10 protein-coding genes and 7 pseudogenes are annotated in these 16,316 nt (G+C 60.6%); 9 read left to right on the top strand and 8 right to left on the bottom strand.

The window, feature by feature from the left end:
* Nucleotides 1-29: 29 nt before the first annotated feature.
* A pseudogene (locus KTC28_RS23540) lies at nt 30-905 on the bottom strand (DDE-type integrase/transposase/recombinase); the annotation flags it as partial.
* A 231-nt stretch (nt 906-1,136) separates the two neighbouring features.
* Between KTC28_RS23540 and KTC28_RS22180 the strand changes: the two are divergent.
* Both KTC28_RS22180 and KTC28_RS22175 read left to right on the top strand, forming a co-directional pair.
* Nucleotides 1,137-2,031, top strand: a pseudogene (locus KTC28_RS22180) (transposase).
* Nucleotides 2,032-2,434: 403 nt separating this feature from the next.
* On the top strand, nt 2,435-3,658 hold the full coding sequence (locus tag KTC28_RS22175; RefSeq protein ID WP_216711614.1) for a right-handed parallel beta-helix repeat-containing protein: 1,224 nt from the start codon (nt 2,435-2,437) through the stop codon (nt 3,656-3,658).
* A 215-nt stretch (nt 3,659-3,873) separates the two neighbouring features.
* Here KTC28_RS22175 and KTC28_RS23140 read toward each other — a convergent pair.
* Together KTC28_RS23140 and KTC28_RS23135 are read right to left on the bottom strand one after the other, a co-directional pair.
* Nucleotides 3,874-4,003 (bottom strand): annotated as a pseudogene (locus KTC28_RS23140) (transposase); the annotation flags it as partial.
* Between the two features lie 101 nt (nt 4,004-4,104).
* Nucleotides 4,105-4,422 (bottom strand): IS110 family transposase, encoded by a 318-nt coding sequence (locus KTC28_RS23135; protein ID WP_216711619.1) that lies wholly within the window; start codon nt 4,420-4,422, stop codon nt 4,105-4,107.
* Between the two features lie 388 nt (nt 4,423-4,810).
* Between KTC28_RS23135 and KTC28_RS23130 the strand changes: the two are divergent.
* Nucleotides 4,811-4,915: pseudogene (locus KTC28_RS23130) on the top strand (IS110 family transposase); the annotation flags it as partial.
* A gap of 308 nt (nt 4,916-5,223) precedes the next feature.
* Here the strand turns inward: KTC28_RS23130 and KTC28_RS22165 are convergent.
* Entirely contained in the window at nt 5,224-6,183 is a 960-nt protein-coding gene (locus KTC28_RS22165) for a HEPN domain-containing protein (RefSeq protein ID WP_216711615.1), read from the bottom strand.
* Nucleotides 6,184-6,585: 402 nt separating this feature from the next.
* On the opposite strand from KTC28_RS22165, the gene KTC28_RS22160 reads away from it, so the two are divergent.
* The 3 genes and pseudogenes from KTC28_RS22160 (at nt 6,586) to KTC28_RS22150 (ending at nt 9,579) form a co-directional block, all read left to right on the top strand.
* Entirely contained in the window at nt 6,586-7,524 is a 939-nt protein-coding gene (locus KTC28_RS22160; protein WP_216711616.1) for a DUF2493 domain-containing protein, read from the top strand.
* Between the two features lie 339 nt (nt 7,525-7,863).
* Complete coding sequence (locus tag KTC28_RS22155; protein WP_216711617.1) at nt 7,864-8,373, top strand: nucleoside deaminase; 510 nt, start codon at nt 7,864-7,866, stop codon at nt 8,371-8,373.
* Nucleotides 8,374-8,392: 19 nt separating this feature from the next.
* A pseudogene (locus tag KTC28_RS22150) lies at nt 8,393-9,579 on the top strand (DUF2252 family protein).
* A 63-nt stretch (nt 9,580-9,642) separates the two neighbouring features.
* Here KTC28_RS22150 and KTC28_RS22145 read toward each other — a convergent pair.
* Nucleotides 9,643-10,397, bottom strand: a protein-coding gene (locus KTC28_RS22145; protein WP_219774167.1) for an IS5 family transposase whose coding sequence is annotated in 2 segments (ribosomal slippage) — nt 9,643-10,064 and nt 10,064-10,397 — 756 coding nt in all. Because the reading frame shifts where the segments join, the coding sequence is not laid out codon by codon here.
* A 199-nt stretch (nt 10,398-10,596) separates the two neighbouring features.
* Nucleotides 10,597-11,313 (bottom strand): glycosyltransferase, encoded by a 717-nt coding sequence (locus tag KTC28_RS22140; RefSeq protein WP_216711204.1) that lies wholly within the window; start codon nt 11,311-11,313, stop codon nt 10,597-10,599.
* Between KTC28_RS22140 and KTC28_RS22135 the strand changes: the two genes are divergently transcribed.
* Nucleotides 11,290-11,619, top strand: coding sequence for a hypothetical protein (locus KTC28_RS22135; protein WP_216711203.1), 330 nt, complete (start codon nt 11,290-11,292; stop codon nt 11,617-11,619). The two genes, KTC28_RS22140 and KTC28_RS22135, sit on opposite strands and share 24 nt — an antisense overlap.
* A gap of 473 nt (nt 11,620-12,092) precedes the next feature.
* Here the strand turns inward: KTC28_RS22135 and KTC28_RS22130 are convergent.
* Nucleotides 12,093-13,241, bottom strand: a pseudogene (locus KTC28_RS22130) (AAA family ATPase).
* A gap of 787 nt (nt 13,242-14,028) precedes the next feature.
* On the opposite strand from KTC28_RS22130, the gene KTC28_RS22125 reads away from it, so the two are divergent.
* Together KTC28_RS22125 and KTC28_RS22120 are read left to right on the top strand one after the other, a co-directional pair.
* On the top strand, nt 14,029-14,235 hold the full coding sequence (locus tag KTC28_RS22125; protein ID WP_216711202.1) for a hypothetical protein: 207 nt from the start codon (nt 14,029-14,031) through the stop codon (nt 14,233-14,235).
* Between the two features lie 145 nt (nt 14,236-14,380).
* On the top strand, nt 14,381-15,664 hold the full coding sequence (locus KTC28_RS22120; RefSeq protein WP_216711201.1) for a Gfo/Idh/MocA family protein: 1,284 nt from the start codon (nt 14,381-14,383) through the stop codon (nt 15,662-15,664).
* Nucleotides 15,665-15,875: 211 nt separating this feature from the next.
* Here the strand turns inward: KTC28_RS22120 and KTC28_RS23535 are convergent.
* Nucleotides 15,876-15,977 (bottom strand): annotated as a pseudogene (locus tag KTC28_RS23535) (PEPxxWA-CTERM sorting domain-containing protein); the annotation flags it as partial.
* Nucleotides 15,978-16,316: the final 339 nt, after the last annotated feature.

The following is a 16,316-nucleotide window of genomic DNA, read 5'->3' as shown; positions in this document are numbered from 1 at the left end:
ACAACCTACTGGTATCGCTCAACTACTTTTCGTTCAGGCTCTAAGGTGACGCCGTTCTCGTAGGCCCAGCGGTCGAGCGCCTTCGAGATGAACTCGGGGCCGTTGTCGACACGGATTCTCTTGGGCGACCCGCGGGTGCCGGCGATCCGTGTCATCGCTTCGACAACATGCTCGCCCTTGATGCCCTGATCGATATCGATCGCCAGCGCCTCGCGGGTGTAGGTGTCGACGACGGTCAACGCCTTCGGCGCTGGCCGTCAGATAACGCATCCGAGGCGGAGTCCATCGATCATATCTCGTCCGGTGCCTCCACCGCTGGTTATCGGACGCGATCGGAAGCGCTGACGTGGCGCCTCGGCTTCTTCAGACGAAGGCTTAGTCCATCCTGTCGATACAGGCGGTAGACCCGCTTGTGATTCACCAACTAACCCCCAGGCGAAGCATGATGTAAATCCGATAATATCCGTATTCCATCCGCGCCTGAGCAGGATCGTGGATGCGCAGCTGCACTGCCGCTTGGTCCGGCTTCACCGAGACATACCGGATCAGCGAGCGCTCGACGTCAAGCTCGAGGTAGCTCCGCCGCTGACTGACACCGCGAGCCGCCTGGACGGACACGACAAGCTCGCGTTTTCGCCTAGGCTTGAGACCTTTTTTGACAGCACGTCCTTCAAGATATGCTTGTGGAGCCGAGATCGTCGACAAGCTGCTTGAGCTCGCGTCTACCTCCCAAAGCTTCAGCCGACGAAGCTCGCCGACGCCGAACTCTGCATACGGCTTTTTCTACCGATAGAACGTCTGCTGGGAAACCTCCATCCGCCGGATCACCTCGGCCACCGGCGTGCCGGTCTTGGCTCGCCGGAGCGCGTGCGAAACTGCTCCTCGGAATCCCTACTCTTGTTCACGGCCTTAAGCGTCCTTGCAGAGCTTACAATGCCGGATACTTTCATTCGAACCGGAGGAAGAAAACCGGGTAACATAATGGTGGCGGCTCGAACGGGCTCAACTGTATCGCTAGATGCCCGCGAATCTGCGTAATCCTACACTTTGAGCATTTTACGAGCTGACAGGTTGGTTGCGGATTCTCAAGCGAGCTTCGATCTGATTCAAGCTGCGCGCTGGTGAGGGAGGCTGACATGCATGCCAAGGCGCTGTCGATTGATCTTCGGAAGCGGGCGGTGGCAGTGATCGACGGCGGGCTGTCGCGACGTCTGGCGGCGGCGTGATTAGGGGTAAGCATCTCGAGCGATCTTGTGGCATTCGCTGACGACGACTGGATTCTGCCACGCCGAAGCGGCAGGGCGGCGACCGACACTCCGGACGGGGCGAGGCCTATACCGATGTGATGCTCGATGCCGTCGCCAGGCAGCCGGATATCACGCTCGCCGAGCTCCGCGAGCTGCTTGCCGGGCACGGCGTCATCGTCGGCATGGCGACGCTGTGGCGGTTCTTCGTGCGCAGGAGGATCACGCTCAAAAAAAGTCCGGCTATGCAGCGGAGCAGGATCGTTCCGACGTCCTAAAGCGCTGTGTGTGGTTCGAAGGCCAGCTCGGCCTCGACCCGCACCGCCTTGTGTTCATCAACGAGACCCGAGCAAGTCCCAAGATGGCGCGGCTTCACGGGCCGGAACCGCGAGGGGCACGACTGTGAATGAGCGTGCCATGGACGTTGGACGACCCCGACAGTAACCGGCGCGCTGTGGCTGACGGGCATGACCGCGCCTTTGCCGAGTAAATCCTGTTGTCGACGCTCAGCCCCGACGACGAGGTCATCATGGACTACCTGCCAGCCGACAAGGGTGCCGCAATCCGCAAAGCCATGGGGGCGAGCGGTGCCAGGCTGATCTTCCTCCCACCGTACGCGCCCGACCTCAACCCGATCGAGAACGCCTTCTCAAAGCTTAAAGCACTGCTCCACAAAGCCGCCGCCCGATCCGTCGACCAGCTGTGCAGCGTGATCGGCAATGGCCTAGAAACGTTCACACCCGACGAATGCGCCGACCACTTTAGGCATAACGGCTATGATGCGTAGTAATCGGAAAATGCTTTAACGCTGCATGCCCTGCTTTACATATTTATCACAAATTCGGCTCGCGCCAACGATGTCTGCGCACATTCGGCTCTGGCTAGACGACGTCGCGTCAGTTATATGTCGGCTGGACCCGAAATGACACCGATTCATCTACGAAAAGGAATGATCTATTGCATTATCGCTTTATAGTGAGAAGATAATGATCTGGGAATAAACCGGCCCTGTAAGTGTTACCTACGGTTAGGCATGAAAATATCTCCCCACAACCCGAGGAACTTGATAGCCGTTGAGCCATTAATAGCGCGGACGGGTCTTATTCGGTATTGCTGAATCTTTCTTATCGAAGAATTGGTGTATTATCTATGAACGGACGATTTCGGAAACGTAATGCCGGACCAGATTGATGGTAATCATTCTTTGGATTGGATGTAATATGTTGCGTATTGTAAATAATTGGTTCATTGTGTTTGCGCTTATCGGGAGTTCGCCTACGATCGCAGCGACCATTAAAGCTTCGTCATCAACCTTGGCAAACGCGTGGAAGACAGCCAAACCGGGAGACGTGATCAAGTTATCCGGCTCGTTCGGCGGCATAGCGTTGCAGAATAAAACCTTCAGCACGCCCGTGACGCTGGATGCGTCTAGCGCAACCTTTACCGGATCGGTAAAAATTCAGAATGTAAATGGATTAAACTTTTACGGAGGCTTGTTCGACTCGACATCCACTAAAACTGCTTACAACAAGGCAATTGTCGTATACGGCGGTGGAAATATTCAGTTTGACCATGTATCGATCAATGGCAATCCGTCTGATAGGAGTGGTGGAATTCAACTCCAGACGGTGAAAAATGCCCGTGTTACGAATTCTACATTTAATGGCCTGTCTGTTGGAGTGGGCGTGGTTCATTCGAGCTTTATTGCTCTCAGTAATAATCAGATAATAAACTCGGTAAGTGATGGCTTCGATGTGTTCGACGATCATCACGTTTCGATTACTAACAATAGCTGTGTCGGTAGTAGCCCGTCTGCTGGCGCTCATCCGGACTGCGTTCAGCTCGGAAGTATGGTGGGTCATACGGTCCAGTCAGATATAACTATAGCTAATAACCTTGTTTATGGGAATACGCAGGGTTTAACGTCATTCGACTCCACGAAGGGTGGCGGGCTGAGAATTATTATCGAGAATAATATCTTGAACGCTCTCTATCCTCAGGGAATAGCTTGCTATTCATGCGTTGACAGCAAGATTTCTGGGAACTTTTTGTCGCCACAGCCGGGCTCACTTTATACGGTCGGATTACGAACACCCGATGGTGTGAACAACTTGATATCTGCCAACACAATTCTAGCGTTAAGCTCTGCGATTGAGCTTCCTAGTAATTACCGCGATGCATACTTCTTGCTTACGGGAAAGCATTATGTTACACCGGCCGCAATTCCCTTTATTTCTATGACCCTGCCTGACGAGGATCTTATTCAATCGAGCTCACCGCAAGCCGATGTTCCATCCAGGATAACAGTGGTGCCCGAGCCAAACAGTTGGGCAACATTTTTGATCGGGTTCGCTGCGATTGGCCTTATTCAGCGCCATTTCAATCGGAATCGTCGTCCCGCTGTCAAGCTTTAGGATCGAAGCTCTACCTAGAGTATCCGTTGCGATCAAGCGGGTTTTGGGGTCTACACTCGTTCGGCCTCGAGCAGCCAGTTTGCCAGTATAACGAGCTTCCGCATGACGGCTGTGATCGCGACCTTTGGCGGTTTTCCGGCGGCGACGAGTGCGGTGTACTTGGCTTTCATGTTGGGGTTGAACCGGGTGGCGACGAGCGCGGGCGTGTAAAGAGCGCGTCGCAGTTCGGCGCGGCCGCCGCGGATATGGCGTTTTACCGCGATGCTGCCCGCTGTCGCGAGCGTTCGGTGCGAGACCGGCCAGCGACGCGACCTGCTCGCTATCGAGTGTGCCGAGTTCGGGCATATCGATGAGCATGGCGATTGCCGTAATCTCGCCGATACCCGGGATGGAGACGAGGACGTTGAAGCGTGCGGCGAGTTCCGGCTCGCGGGACAGGCTGGTTTTCAGTTCGGCGTCGATCGCGGCGATCTGACGGTTGATCTGGGCAAGCCGCTGCGCGGCGGCGAGCGGCAGACATGTTCGCGGTTCTTCGCAGCGGTGCGATCATTGACCAGCCCGAGCCGGGCGACCTGCAACTCCTTCATCGCGTCGAAGGTCTCGCCGGAGATCGGCCGCGACGGCAGCTCGAGCAACGCGCCCATGCGCGCCAGCATCGCGGCATCGACGGCATCGGTCTTGGCGTTGCAGCCGATCGCTTCGGCAGAGCGCCGCGCCTGCCGCGGTTGACCTTGGCGAGCGACAGGCCGGCACTCCCGAGCCAGCGCTCGAAGTCGTGATCGCCCGGTCGGCTCGAAGACGACGCGGGTGACGTCACGATCCTATCGAGCGTCGCTCTGCAGATGTCGACGCCGACATTCTGAGCTATAGTGGTCTCCATCTTTTCCAGGTCCTCTGCTTGTCATGCGGGTCTTCAATCCCACGTATCCGTTCAGGCCACAGGAAAAGAGAAGGGCGATCAAACTCTAGCTCGGCCCACAACGGCCAGCATTTTCACGATCCGTCCCTTCCCGCCGCCGGCAGGTTTGCGGCTCGTCGGCGGCGGCCCATCCTCGCAGAAAGGCCGGCATCTTCATAAGACAAGCATCTTTCGAGCTGACAGACTCGTCGGGAATTCCCAACACAGCTGCGATCTGATTCAAGATGCATGCTGGAAAACCGCCAAAGGTCGCGATCACAGCCGTCATGCGGAAGCTCGTTATCCTGGCAAGCTCGCTGCTCAAGGCCGAACAAGTGTGGACCCCAAAACCCGCTTGATCACAACGGATACTCTAGCTGGCTCGCGGGCCAATCTGAACAAACGTCCGTTAACGGGCTATATTGCGGCAAACTTTAACGGCTGAAAATGGGCTGGTCGGCCGCGGTCTTGATCGGCCGGAAATGGGTGCGAAGCAGTCGCCCCGGACAATCTAAACGAGTAGCGTTCTTGGCAGATCGGTCCGGCCTCGAAAGTCTGGGTTTCAGGCGCATGGCTGCCGCCGGAAGAGAATTTTCACATCGGCGGGGCTGGGGGCGCTCGGCTTTGCCACAAACCAATAACGGCAGCGCGGCAAAGCGACATTTAATCAACGTGACAGTGAAGTACGCCCATCGGCACCGATCAGCTGTAACCGCGTTTCGTCTTCAAGTGCCACGATCCGCTCCGAACACACGGCATGAACTGCACTCCCAAGCGCCTCGACGCAGCCGCCGAGCCATTCGAGCTCGGCCGCATCGATACTGTAGTGCTTGGAATACCGCGCCTTGACGTAGGCGTCCTTGAGCTTCTCGAACATCGCCCGGTGCTGGCGGCTCTCGCGCGGCCATGCCGCAATCAGCCGGGCGTCGAGCCGCTCGGCCTGCGAGCGCAGGAAGGCGATGTTGTGAACGTGCGGCGTGTAGAAGGTCAGCACGAGCAGGACGCAGTGGTAAAGTCGTTCGGTCGCCTGGTGGAGGTCGAAAGCCGCCTCTTTTAGTCGCCCTTTGCTTTGAACGTAGCGAGCTGTGTCCATAAATCCCGCGCCACTCGGCAGCCACTCCTCAAGATATTCCTTCGCCATGCAGAGCGCTTGCTCGGGCGTCTTCGGCTTTGGCGTGTGGAGGTCGGTGTCGTCGGCCTGGTAGACGGCGATGCCGTCCTTTGCCACGTCGATGAAGAAGTAGCGGCCATGGGCGAGACCGTCGTTCACCTCCTGGAGAGTGTGGACGATGAAGTTGACGGGGGTCCTGAGCGTCTTAGTGATCGACAGCTCGCGGATCAGTCGCTCCTCAGCCACCTGCCAGTAGGCGACGCGATCGGTCAGTTCGCCCTGGTTAACGATGACGAGCAGGTCATAGTCCGACTGATATCCCTTGGCCGTGTGCGGCTCGTCGATCCAGCCCCCGCGGGCATAGCTGCCGTAGAGCAAGATCTTGAGAATCCGCCCCGTCGCGCGCTTTCCGGTCGCATTCCGCGCCGCCGCCTGAAACTCTTCGAACAGGATCGCGACCACGCGCTCGAGCTCGCGCTGCTTCCCCGCTGGCAGATGGTCGAGCCCTGTTCGCATGATGTTCTGTTATCCCCAACGCGGGTCAGATTGGCAAGGGTAGCAGCGGTGCAAGCTCCTATGATCTGAGGCAACGTTATGCCGTCATCCCCCCTACCGCCGACCGTAGGAGGGTAACATGCGTGCACGGTAGCGGGCTTGCAGGTCATCGGCGAGGGTCCGTCGGCTTAGAGGGAGCCCTGACCGGCAGCCCCGGCAGCAGCAACCCCTGACCCGCGGGCCGTGTTGCTCGTTCTCTCCGGCTCTCCGCTGACGCGGGGCCGGGGAACGCGCTGCCCGCACCACCCCGCGTATCATGGGTTCCCCTCGCGTCTTCGCGCTCGGTGCCGCTGCCAGGGCCACCGGTCTTGTCGGGCTCACGCCGACGGATCTCCTGCCGGCGACATCCAAGGAGCTTTCCCGATGCAAGCCAGTCTCGCCTCCATTCTCCTCGACGCCGGCCTCGAGGGCCTAAGCGTCAAGGACGCCGAACCTTCGCAGGATTTTCCGGGCACCGATGCGCTCGAACATTCCGTCCGCGCCGCCTGGAACGAGATGTTCGGTGTCCTCGCCGATACGACCATGGAAAAACCCGCCCAAGATCTCGCATGGCAGTTCGTCAACATCTTCCACCGGGCCGGTGAGAAGCAGGAGCGCAAGCTCGATGACCTCAGCAACGAGATCCGCATTCTCGTCCGTGACCGCGACCAGTCCGAGATCGGCAGCGCCAATCTCGAAGCCGTGATCGACCGCGCCCGCGAGACCGAACAGGTGATGCAGTCGTTCGAGATCATGCGCGAACAGGCCGCGATGCTCTACTGCGCCGAGACCAGCTACAGCTGGCGTGCCCAGCGCGGTGGTCGTTCGGTCCCCAGGATGACCTCGGCAATCGTCGAAGGACGCGCGTTCATCCGCGCCCGAGCCGAGACCAGAAAGGCCCAGGCGATGCCCGCCGGCACCCCGGTGGTATTCTCGGGCGGCCGCATGGTCATCGACGAGACGCAGGCCAAACAGTTCGCCGACGATCTCTTCCGCACCCTCGACCGGGTGCACGACCGTGTCGGCGACATGGTTCTCGTCCACGGTGGGGACACCAAGGGCATCGACCGCTTTGCTGCTGGCTGGGCCGAGCGCAAGAAGATCCCGCAGGTCGTCTTCGGGCTCGACCCCAAGCTCGGCCAGCGTGCCGGGTTCCGTCGCAACGAACAGTTCCTGTCGATCAAGCCCCGCTACGTGATTGCCTACCCAGGCAACGGCGTTCTCGAGCGCCTCGTCGAAGAGGCGAGGACGCAGCGGATTAGTGTGGTCGACCGTCGTGGTCCGCTCGGCACCCCGCCAGTGGCCGCCGCCAAGGCGGCCTGACCCGCCGATCGCCGACGCTGGTTCGCCAGCGTCGGCATGTTCTCCCGGAGATCTGGTTCGATGATACTGTCTCATGCTGGCACACGAGGGCTGCAGGTGCGGCTGCGGAGAAAACATAGGCTATGCCGACGATAAGTTGGAGGCTCTCTGGAGCCACCTGCAAGGGGCCCGGTGCTCCGCCCAGATCGAACATTCATCCCATGAAAGCGCTCTTGCGCAAACTGGACCGCGAATAACGAGCGGTCATGACGATCGCTCAGAGCCAGCGAGGCTCGGGTGCGGTCCCAGCGCGCCTTGACTGTCTTTGCTCGTTTCGGAAAGAAAGATCGCGGAGGCAACATGGCGACAACTGAAGACGAGCACTGGATGCGCGAGGCGATCGCGGTCGCCACCTCGCGCGGCGATGATCCAGCATCGGCGCCGATCGGGTGCGTTATCGTTCTCGACGGCAAGATTGTCGGCTCATCGCACAACGAGTGCGAGACGCTGCACGATGCAACCGCGCACGCCGAAATGGTCGCCTTTCGCAAGGCAGGGATAGCGGTCACAACACAACATAACGTCGGCGGCGAGATGCGGGGGGCGACGCTATACTCAACGCTGCAGCCGTGCGGGATGTGCACCATGGCGTCGATCTGGGCAAAGGTCGAACGCATCGTTTACGGTGCGGGTCGCGACGACGTTCACAAGATGTACTTCGAGGCGCGCGGCATCGATACGCTCGACTTTGTAACCCACGCCTATCGCGACGACCTGTCCGTTGAGGGCGGCGTTCTCCGCGCCGAGTGCGCCCAACTCTACTACCCGCCGGACGCCGATCTCGACACCGATGAGCAGGCAAATCTTTGATCGTGGAAACGCATAATCGATGTCAAAGCGCGAATTAGTCGCCGTTGCCGACCGCGCAGAGGTTTTGGGGCAAACCCGAACTTTAAAAATGGCGCGGTCTCAGCACGCCTACGTGCGCGGCAGCACGGTCAAGTTCTACGAATGGCTGGCGGAGAGTGACGGCAAGGTGCCCACGGGGCCGTCGATCTGGATCTGCGGCGACTGCCATCTCGGCAATCTGGGACCGCTCGCCGATGCGAAGGGCAAGGTCGAGATCCAGATCCGTGATCTCGATCAGACCGTTATCGGCAACCCAGCCCACGACATTATTCGACTTGCGCTGTCGCTCGCTGCTGCGGCCCGCGGGTTCGACCTCCCCGGCGCAACAACCGCGCGAATGATCGAGGCGATCATTGTCGGCTATGTCGAGGGACTGGCAGGTCGTGACGGTGCCAACGACGACGATCACGCGGCTCCGATCCGCAAGCTGCTGCGGGTTGCTGGACGACGGCGGTGGAAGCACCTGGCGGAAGAGCGCATCGGGGATATCCGGCCCGTCATTCCGCTCGGTTCTACGTATTGGCCGATTACCAAAGAAGAACGCCGTCTGCTGAGCGACCTGCTCGCTTCCGACACCGTCGCTCGTCAATGGCGATCTAATGCCGGTGGCAACGATGAAACAGCGCTCGAACTGCTCGATGCCGCATACTGGATGAAGGGCTGCAGTTCGCTCGGCCGCCTGCGCTATGCAGTGATCGCCCGGCTTAGACCGGATGGGTCGCCGGCGCTGCTCGACATCAAGGAAGCCACCAAGGCTGCTGCGCCGCGTGATCCGCACACTGAGATGCCTCGCGATAACGCGATGCGTGTCGTTACCGGAGCCCGGGCGCTGTCGCCGCACCTCGGCGAGCGTATGGGTGCCGGACGGCTCGGCAGTACGGCCGTCGTCATCCGCGAACTGATGCCGCAAGACCTGAAGACCGAACTTGATGAGCTCACCGCAGACGAGGCGCAGGCGGTCGCAAGGTCGCTGGCGTCGGTCGTTGGGCGCGCGCACGGGCGGCAGCTCGACAACCATCAACGGACCGAATGGGCCGCCGAGCTCACGCGGCAAAGATCCAAAGTCTCGACGCGCCGACATGGCTCTGGTCGAGTGTCGTCGACCTTGTCGGCATCCATGAGTCTGCTTATCTTGAACATTGTCGAAGAGCGCTACTTGCAGCTTAGATTTGTCCTCGCGGCACCTTTGATCGCCTGTATTAGAAAGCTCCTAGGCTCAGGACTCATTGATCACAGCCAGAAGATGACGGTCGCGGCGAGCGCGATGGCCGAGAAGAAGGCGTGCGCGCAGCGGTCATAGCGGGTGTGGATACGCCGCCAGTCCTTGAGCCTGCCGAACATGTTCTCGATGCGGTGACGTTGCCGGTAGAGAGTTCGGTCATGCGGGATCGGGGTTTTGCGGTTGGCCTTCGATGGGATGCAGGGTGTGATGCCCTTGGCGATCAGGGCGGCGCGGAACCAGTCGGCGTCATAGCCGCGGTCACCGAGCATGGCCCTCGCTTTGGGCAGGGCGTCGAGCATCAGCGCTGCGCCCTTGTAGTCGCTGGTCTGCCCCTCGGTGAGGAGCATGACCAGCGGTCGGCCCTGGCCGTCGCAGACCGCGTGCAGCTTGGAGTTCAGGCCGCCTTTGGTGCGTCCGATACATCGGGGAAGAGCCCCTTTTTGAGGAGGCTCGCGGCGGTTCGGTGTGCCTTCAGGTGGGTCGCATCGATCATCAACTGGTCGGGCTTGCCGCCTTTTGCCGCCAGCGCTGCAAAGATACGGTTGAACACACCCAGCCGGCTCCAGCGGATGAAGCGGTTGTAGATCGTCTTGTGCGGACCGTAGTCCTTGGGCGCATCGCGCCAGCGCAGCCCGTTCCTGATCACGAAGATGATCCCGCTGATCACTCGCCGGTCGTCAACGCGCGGCACCCCATGCGACAGGGGAAAGTGCGGCTCGATCCGACGCATCTGTGCCGCCGACAACCAGATCAAATCACTCATCACGACGCCTCCTCAGCGCCGCCATTGAATCAACCGATCACCGTCTCCGCAAGCACTTTAATAGGTCCTGAGCCTAGTCCACCAGCGTGGCTGTGTTGCCGCTGCGTCGGCGATCGAATACGGCCTACCGCGCGAGGACAGGTACGCGCGCCGTTGGAGCGCGATTGTGCCGACGATCACTGCAGCGTTGAGACACAGGTCACGCGGTAACACCGTCGGCACGACGATCGTGTCGACGGTTTTCGCGGCATTTCAGCGAAACGATCAGCCTCTCTGCCAACCGGACCTCTTGAGCGAGAAGGGCGGGTCGTAGCCGTTGCCGACGCAACCGCAAGGACGTCGCCTCGACAGTCGCCCAATACGCCGGAAAATCGCCGTTCATCTCGCGTCGGAGCCGCGCACGGAGGATCAAACGTTGTACTAAAACTCGCGTTGGCTCGAGCGCGAAGTCACAAGGCGAGGCGTTGGCGGCATGACTGGCAATCAGATCGGCGAAACCGCCAGGCGCGCGGCCTGTCAGCCGCGGCGACGTGAATACCACCGGCGCATGGCTATGACGCAGGCGAAATCCGGCGCGCTCGATAGCATCGGCGAGAGCGCGGTCCTCGGCAAGCGCGATCAGCGGCACACCGCCAACCGCCCGATAGGTTTCGACAGTCATCGCCAGGCTCGCGCCCCAAGCCCATATGTGGCGCGGCCAAGGGTCGTGCGCACGCGGGTCGAGCAAATCTTCAAGCCGGGCATGCAGCGCCGCCAGCTGCCACTCATCCGCGCGGTGATCGAGGTTAGGCAGCGCCTCCCGCGCCGCCGCATCGAACGCGATCACGCCCGCGACCGCATCGGCACCAATTGCTATCTCGCTAAGGTTTGCAGCAATCCAGTCGACGTCGACGTGGCTGTCGGCGTCGGTGGTCATCACGACGCCACCGATACCGGCGCGTTCGGCGGCCCGGTCCATGACGTGCCGACGCGCGCCGCCAGCGTGTGCGCGATCAACGGGCAAGGCAATCTCTTCGACTTCGATCCGCGCCCATCGGGCCGCAAATGCGCGCGCCACGACCGCCGTATCGTCGGCGCAGTTGTTGGCACCGACGACGATCGTCACAGGCGCAGGCACCTGCTCAGCCGCACGATCGAGGGCGGCCAGGCAGGGGATGATATGGGCGACCTCGTCGCGGGCCGGAACACCCACGGCAACGGCACATGTCGTCCCGACAGTTAGACGGGGCAGAGCCATACTAGTGCGAGCGAGCCACATCGAGTGCGAAACGAACTGCCCCCACTCAAGTTTCGTCGAGAGCTGAAATGTCGAGCGTAAGCTTCGTCAGCGCGGCCTCTCAAAGCAAAGCGGCACTCTACCCGTGCCGACGGGCCTTAAATATGAGTTTGCCCGATGCCCTTGCAGATATCGTTATTTACACCGTGCCGAGACGGATCATTGCCGCCGCGAGGGGCCGCTCGCTGTCGCATAGTCTTTCCAAGCAGTCAGCTTTTCACAAGCGATGGCGCGCGTCAGGGGTCATCAGCATCCTCCACAGATGTCGATTACATTGGCGTATTGCCGTTAAATTCAATAGCGATCCACGGATCGTACGGGGCAGTTCTGGCCGCATCCGAACGGCGGATGTTTCGCGGTGGGTTGCCGGGAGCTGCCGCCCAGCATCCGGCCTCATGCTTGACCCAGTGGGAACGGCCTCAGCGCGAGGGCCATTTCCACACTGGTGCACTGGCATCGACGACCGTTGTCTCGCCCATGTTCTTTTGAAGCTCGATCTGGGTGGCGTCGCCAAAGTCCATCAGCGCGGACACCAGCTTCTGCGCGTGCGATACGACGATGATCTGACACCGCGTCGAAGCCAGGACGAGCAGGCGAGCCAGGGGGGCGAGCAGGTCGGGGTGAAGGCTGGCCTCGGGCTCGTTGAGGATCATCAGCTCCGGCGGTCGCGGCGAGAGCAGGGCGGCTGCGAGGAGGATGTAGCGCAGAGTGCCGTCCGACAGCTCTGGAGCGCTGAGGGGTCGGAGCAGCCCGTGCTGTCGCATCTCGACTTCGAAGCGATCGCCGACACTTATCTTGGCACTGTCGAACGCGTCTGCGATCGCATTACGCAGTGCCTCAGCGTCGCCGATCTCGATGATTGTCTGAACAGCGGCGCCGATGTCCGAGCCGTCGCCGGCGAGTACTGGGGTAAAGGTTCCGACCTGCGGCCGCCGCGACGGCGCTTCACGATCGGTGCGCAGATCATCGTAGAAGCGCCAGGCGCGCATCCGCTCGCGCAAGATCAGGAGCTCCAGGCCATCCGCCGTGTCGGCGCACTGCGCGATCATGCTGTCGACAGCCGAAATATCCCTGACGACTTCGCGCCACTCGCCGGTCTTGCCAGTGCGAACCCGGACACGTTTGCCTCGACGTTCGGCAAAAAGGTTTGAACGTCCCAGTGTGGGCCCGGTTCAGACCGCCTCGAGCTTGATCTCGGGGTCATAGCTGAAGCGGGTCGTGGATGGGATCGGCAGGCCAAGATCAATCGCATAACCAAAATCGTCGGACGCGAACCCGAGTCTTAGGCTGACTGGTCCGGCGCGAACGGTCCCTTGGACCGGCATCGTGCCGGCTCTCATCTCGCGACTGATGCGCTCCGGGCCAGCCCAGAGCGTCGATGCCAGCCCGCCCTCTGCCGCCAGCGACGCGATCGCGCGGCCCAGGGCAACATCGGACAGCAGGCGCAGGGCTCGATACAAGCTCGATTTACCACTGCCGTTTGCGCCTGTGACAATGTTCAGCGACCCCAGCTCAAGCGTCACGTTGCGGAGCGAGCGATAACCGGCAACAGCAAGGCAGGTGATCATGTCGCCACATTATAGGCTGCAAGCACGACCATCCATAGAAGATGTCCGCAATCGCGTTCTCAGACGGCGTTAGGCTAGGGATTGGAATGGCCGTCTTGCCGCTTTAAATCCCGAGAGCGGACAGGCAGCAATCGGTCCTGTTCCTGCAAACATCCGGTCCAACTACCTCAATTGCCACGCATACTGGGAAACCGGAGGGGCTACTTTTGAAACGCAAATCTGACGCGGATGTCGTCGGCGCGACGCCCGCGTCGTCGCCTTTAGCTCACGGCCAATAGGGTTTCGCTACGATCATCGACGGGATCAGCACATGGATGTTGTCCTAGCGCCGGCTTTGAAATGGAATGCTCTTGTCGATGCCGTCGAAGCTGATGATGTCGACCGTATATTTTTCAGTGTAGAAGATTAGGTCGACCTCGACGAACGCCGAAACCCTGCCCGCGAGAATTGTCGCCTTGATGCCATAAACTCTTGTCGACCCACAGGTTGTTGTAGAACAGGTCGACCGACGTCGCGATGTCGCCGCCGATGCTTATATGGAGCGTCAGCTTACCCTCGACGCCAGCCTTGAGAATGACCGGCGACAGCTCCCGGCGTACGACTGTCTATGAACTCAATTACGGCGCGCATGCGGCACGTGGCGTGACCCTGCCCCCGATACGCAATACGTCGCCATCCGGCAGCAACAATCGCGGTGCGCAACGCGCTGGTGTTGGCAGGCCGTGTCGAGCTCGACTTCTGAACCGCACAAGGCTTGCGGCGTTTCTGCCATCGGAGGACTCTGACTATGGCAAAGCTATCCGAAGCCGATCGCGACAAGCTCCCGGCGAGCAAATTCGCCGAACCCGACAAGCGCGCTTATCCGATCGAGGACGCCGCTCACGCCAAGAATGCCAAGGCGCGGGCGAGCCAGGCCAAGAAGGCTGGGCGAATTTCTAAAGCCGAAGAGGGCAAGATCGACAAGAAGGCCGACGCCGTCATCAAAAAAGAGTGAGCGAGCGCTGCGGCCAGAGCGGCCTGCAGCCACGCATCCTACGCAGCTTCCTGCGCGCGCGATCCGACCCAGACTGTCGCAGTCCTAAAACCGCGCAACCACCGTGGAGCCGATGCATTTCTTCGACAACGCTGGAGAAATGCTGATGTCCAAGGATGTGGATTTGCCCAATCGCAGGACCGTGATGATGACGGCTGGCGCCGTCGGCCTCGGGTGGGCTGCGAGCGCCAATGCCGCAACACCCCGCCCACCAGCGGTAGACACCGGCGTGATAAGCGACGGCAAAGTCCAATTTCCGCCGAGCAGCGATCCCAGCGACAGCCAGCCGCAACAGCCGCCCAACCCGGATCCTCGTGACAAGCGCGTCGGCTTTGCCGTCGTCGGGCTCGGCAAACTGGCGCTCGAACAAATATTGCCCGCCTTTGCGCAGGCCAAGCACGGCCGGCTTGCCGCGCTGGTCAGCGGCACCCCCGACAAGCTCCGGGCCATCGCCGCGCAATATGGGATCCCGGCCGACTGCTGTTACGGCTATGATGATTTTGCGCGCATCTCGAGCAATTCGGCGGTCGAGGCGGTGTACGTTGTAACCCCGAATGCGCTGCACCATCGAGATGTGCTCGCCGCGGCAAAGGCTGGAAAGAACGTGCTTTGCGAAAAGCCGATGGCGACGACCGCGCACGAGTGCCGCGACATGATCGCCGCTACCGCGAGCGCCAAGGTCCGCCTGATGATCGCCTACCGCATGCAATACCAGCCGCATGCACGGGAAGCGATCAAGCAGGCTCGTGGCGGCAAGCTTGGCGATGTCGTGCTGATGGACATGATCAACAATCAGAACCAGGGCGATCCCGCACAGTGGCGACAGAAACGCGCGTTGGCCGGAGGCGGCTCGCTTCCCGACGTCGGGCTCTATTGCCTCAACACGGCGCGTGCCATTCTCGGCGAGGAGCCGTCCGAGGTGTCGGCGACGATCTGGAGCCCTGCGGGCGACCCGCGCTTTGCCGAAGTCGAGGACAATGTCAGCTTCACACTACGCTTCCCGTCGGGCGTCATCGCAAACTGCCTGACGAGCTACGGCACGCATCGGTTGCAGCGCCTGAAGCTGATGGGGACGTCGGCGTGGCTCGAGATGGAAAACGCCTTTGCCTATGAGGGCCAGCGCCTGCGCGTCGCGCAGCTCGTCGACGGCAAGGAGCATAATGCCGAGTTGACCATCCCGGCGCAAAATCAGTTCGCCCTCGAGATCGATCACTTCGCCCAGTGCATCCGCAGCGGCCGGACGCCGCGCACGCCCGGCGAGGAGGGATTGCAGGATCAAGTGATCATAGAGGCGATCTATGCTTCGGCGCGGGAGGGGCGTCCGGTAAAGCTCGAACGCATCGTCAAGCGCGATGCATTCCGTGGCGCCGAACCGGAGGCGGCGGACTGATCCAAAGGGTGCGCAATACGTTGCAGCGAGACGCGATGGCGACGCGCGAAGCCTGATAGTCGTCAGGGATCGCTGCTACCTATCCAGACGCTTCCGCCAAAGGTTGGGCACTTCCGGCATGCCGGAAGTGAAAAGAGCAAACGAAACTGGCGAGGCGGGCTGATTTAGACGGGTGGCACAAGCGGCCAATGATTCGTCAGCCCGCACTCTATTACGGTACGACGTAGGTTCTACGGCGTAATGCCCCGCCGGCAAGGCCGAAGCCGCCGATCATCAGCGCCCATGTCGACGGTTCGGGCACCGCAGCGGTCACCGCCGACGAAGCGTCGAAGTTACCGACCGCGAGGGTCTTCGCGAACGGATCGCCGCCAATCGATTTCCCGAGGAAAAAGTCAAAGCCGCCATTGCCGCTGCCGAGATCGAAGCCGCCGAAGGCATCGGCGATCGGATCGGCGTCGAGGCTGTAGCCCGCGGCGTTGATGAAGATGTTGCCGACACCGGCCAAAGCGCCATTGAGGATCTCGACGATCGGATAATTTCCCCCGCTAATGTAATTTTTGTGTTTTAGCTACTATAATCCATTTTGAAGTACTGGAGTTGTTCCGTCCTAACAACGAGGTTCCCCGGTCCTTGAAAACATCAGTTCGTCTTA

The organism is Polymorphobacter megasporae, assembly GCF_018982885.2.
Taxonomy (GTDB): domain Bacteria; phylum Pseudomonadota; class Alphaproteobacteria; order Sphingomonadales; family Sphingomonadaceae; genus Polymorphobacter_B; species Polymorphobacter_B megasporae.
This window is presented reverse-complemented; position numbering and strand designations above follow the sequence as displayed.

Excerpts from the sequence above, each read along its gene's own strand:
- KTC28_RS22175 (WP_216711614.1), top strand. The coding sequence starts at position 2,435 with ATGGTAATCATTCTTTGGATTGGATGTAATATGTTGCGTATTGTAAAT.
- KTC28_RS22165 (WP_216711615.1), bottom strand. The coding sequence starts at position 6,183 with ATGCGAACAGGGCTCGACCATCTGCCAGCGGGGAAGCAGCGCGAGCTC.
- KTC28_RS22160 (WP_216711616.1), top strand. The coding sequence starts at position 6,586 with ATGCAAGCCAGTCTCGCCTCCATTCTCCTCGACGCCGGCCTCGAGGGC.
- KTC28_RS22155 (WP_216711617.1), top strand. The coding sequence starts at position 7,864 with ATGGCGACAACTGAAGACGAGCACTGGATGCGCGAGGCGATCGCGGTC.
- KTC28_RS22140 (WP_216711204.1), bottom strand. The coding sequence starts at position 11,313 with ATGACCACCGACGCCGACAGCCACGTCGACGTCGACTGGATTGCTGCA.
- KTC28_RS22125 (WP_216711202.1), top strand. The coding sequence starts at position 14,029 with ATGGCAAAGCTATCCGAAGCCGATCGCGACAAGCTCCCGGCGAGCAAA.
- KTC28_RS22120 (WP_216711201.1), top strand. The coding sequence starts at position 14,381 with ATGTCCAAGGATGTGGATTTGCCCAATCGCAGGACCGTGATGATGACG.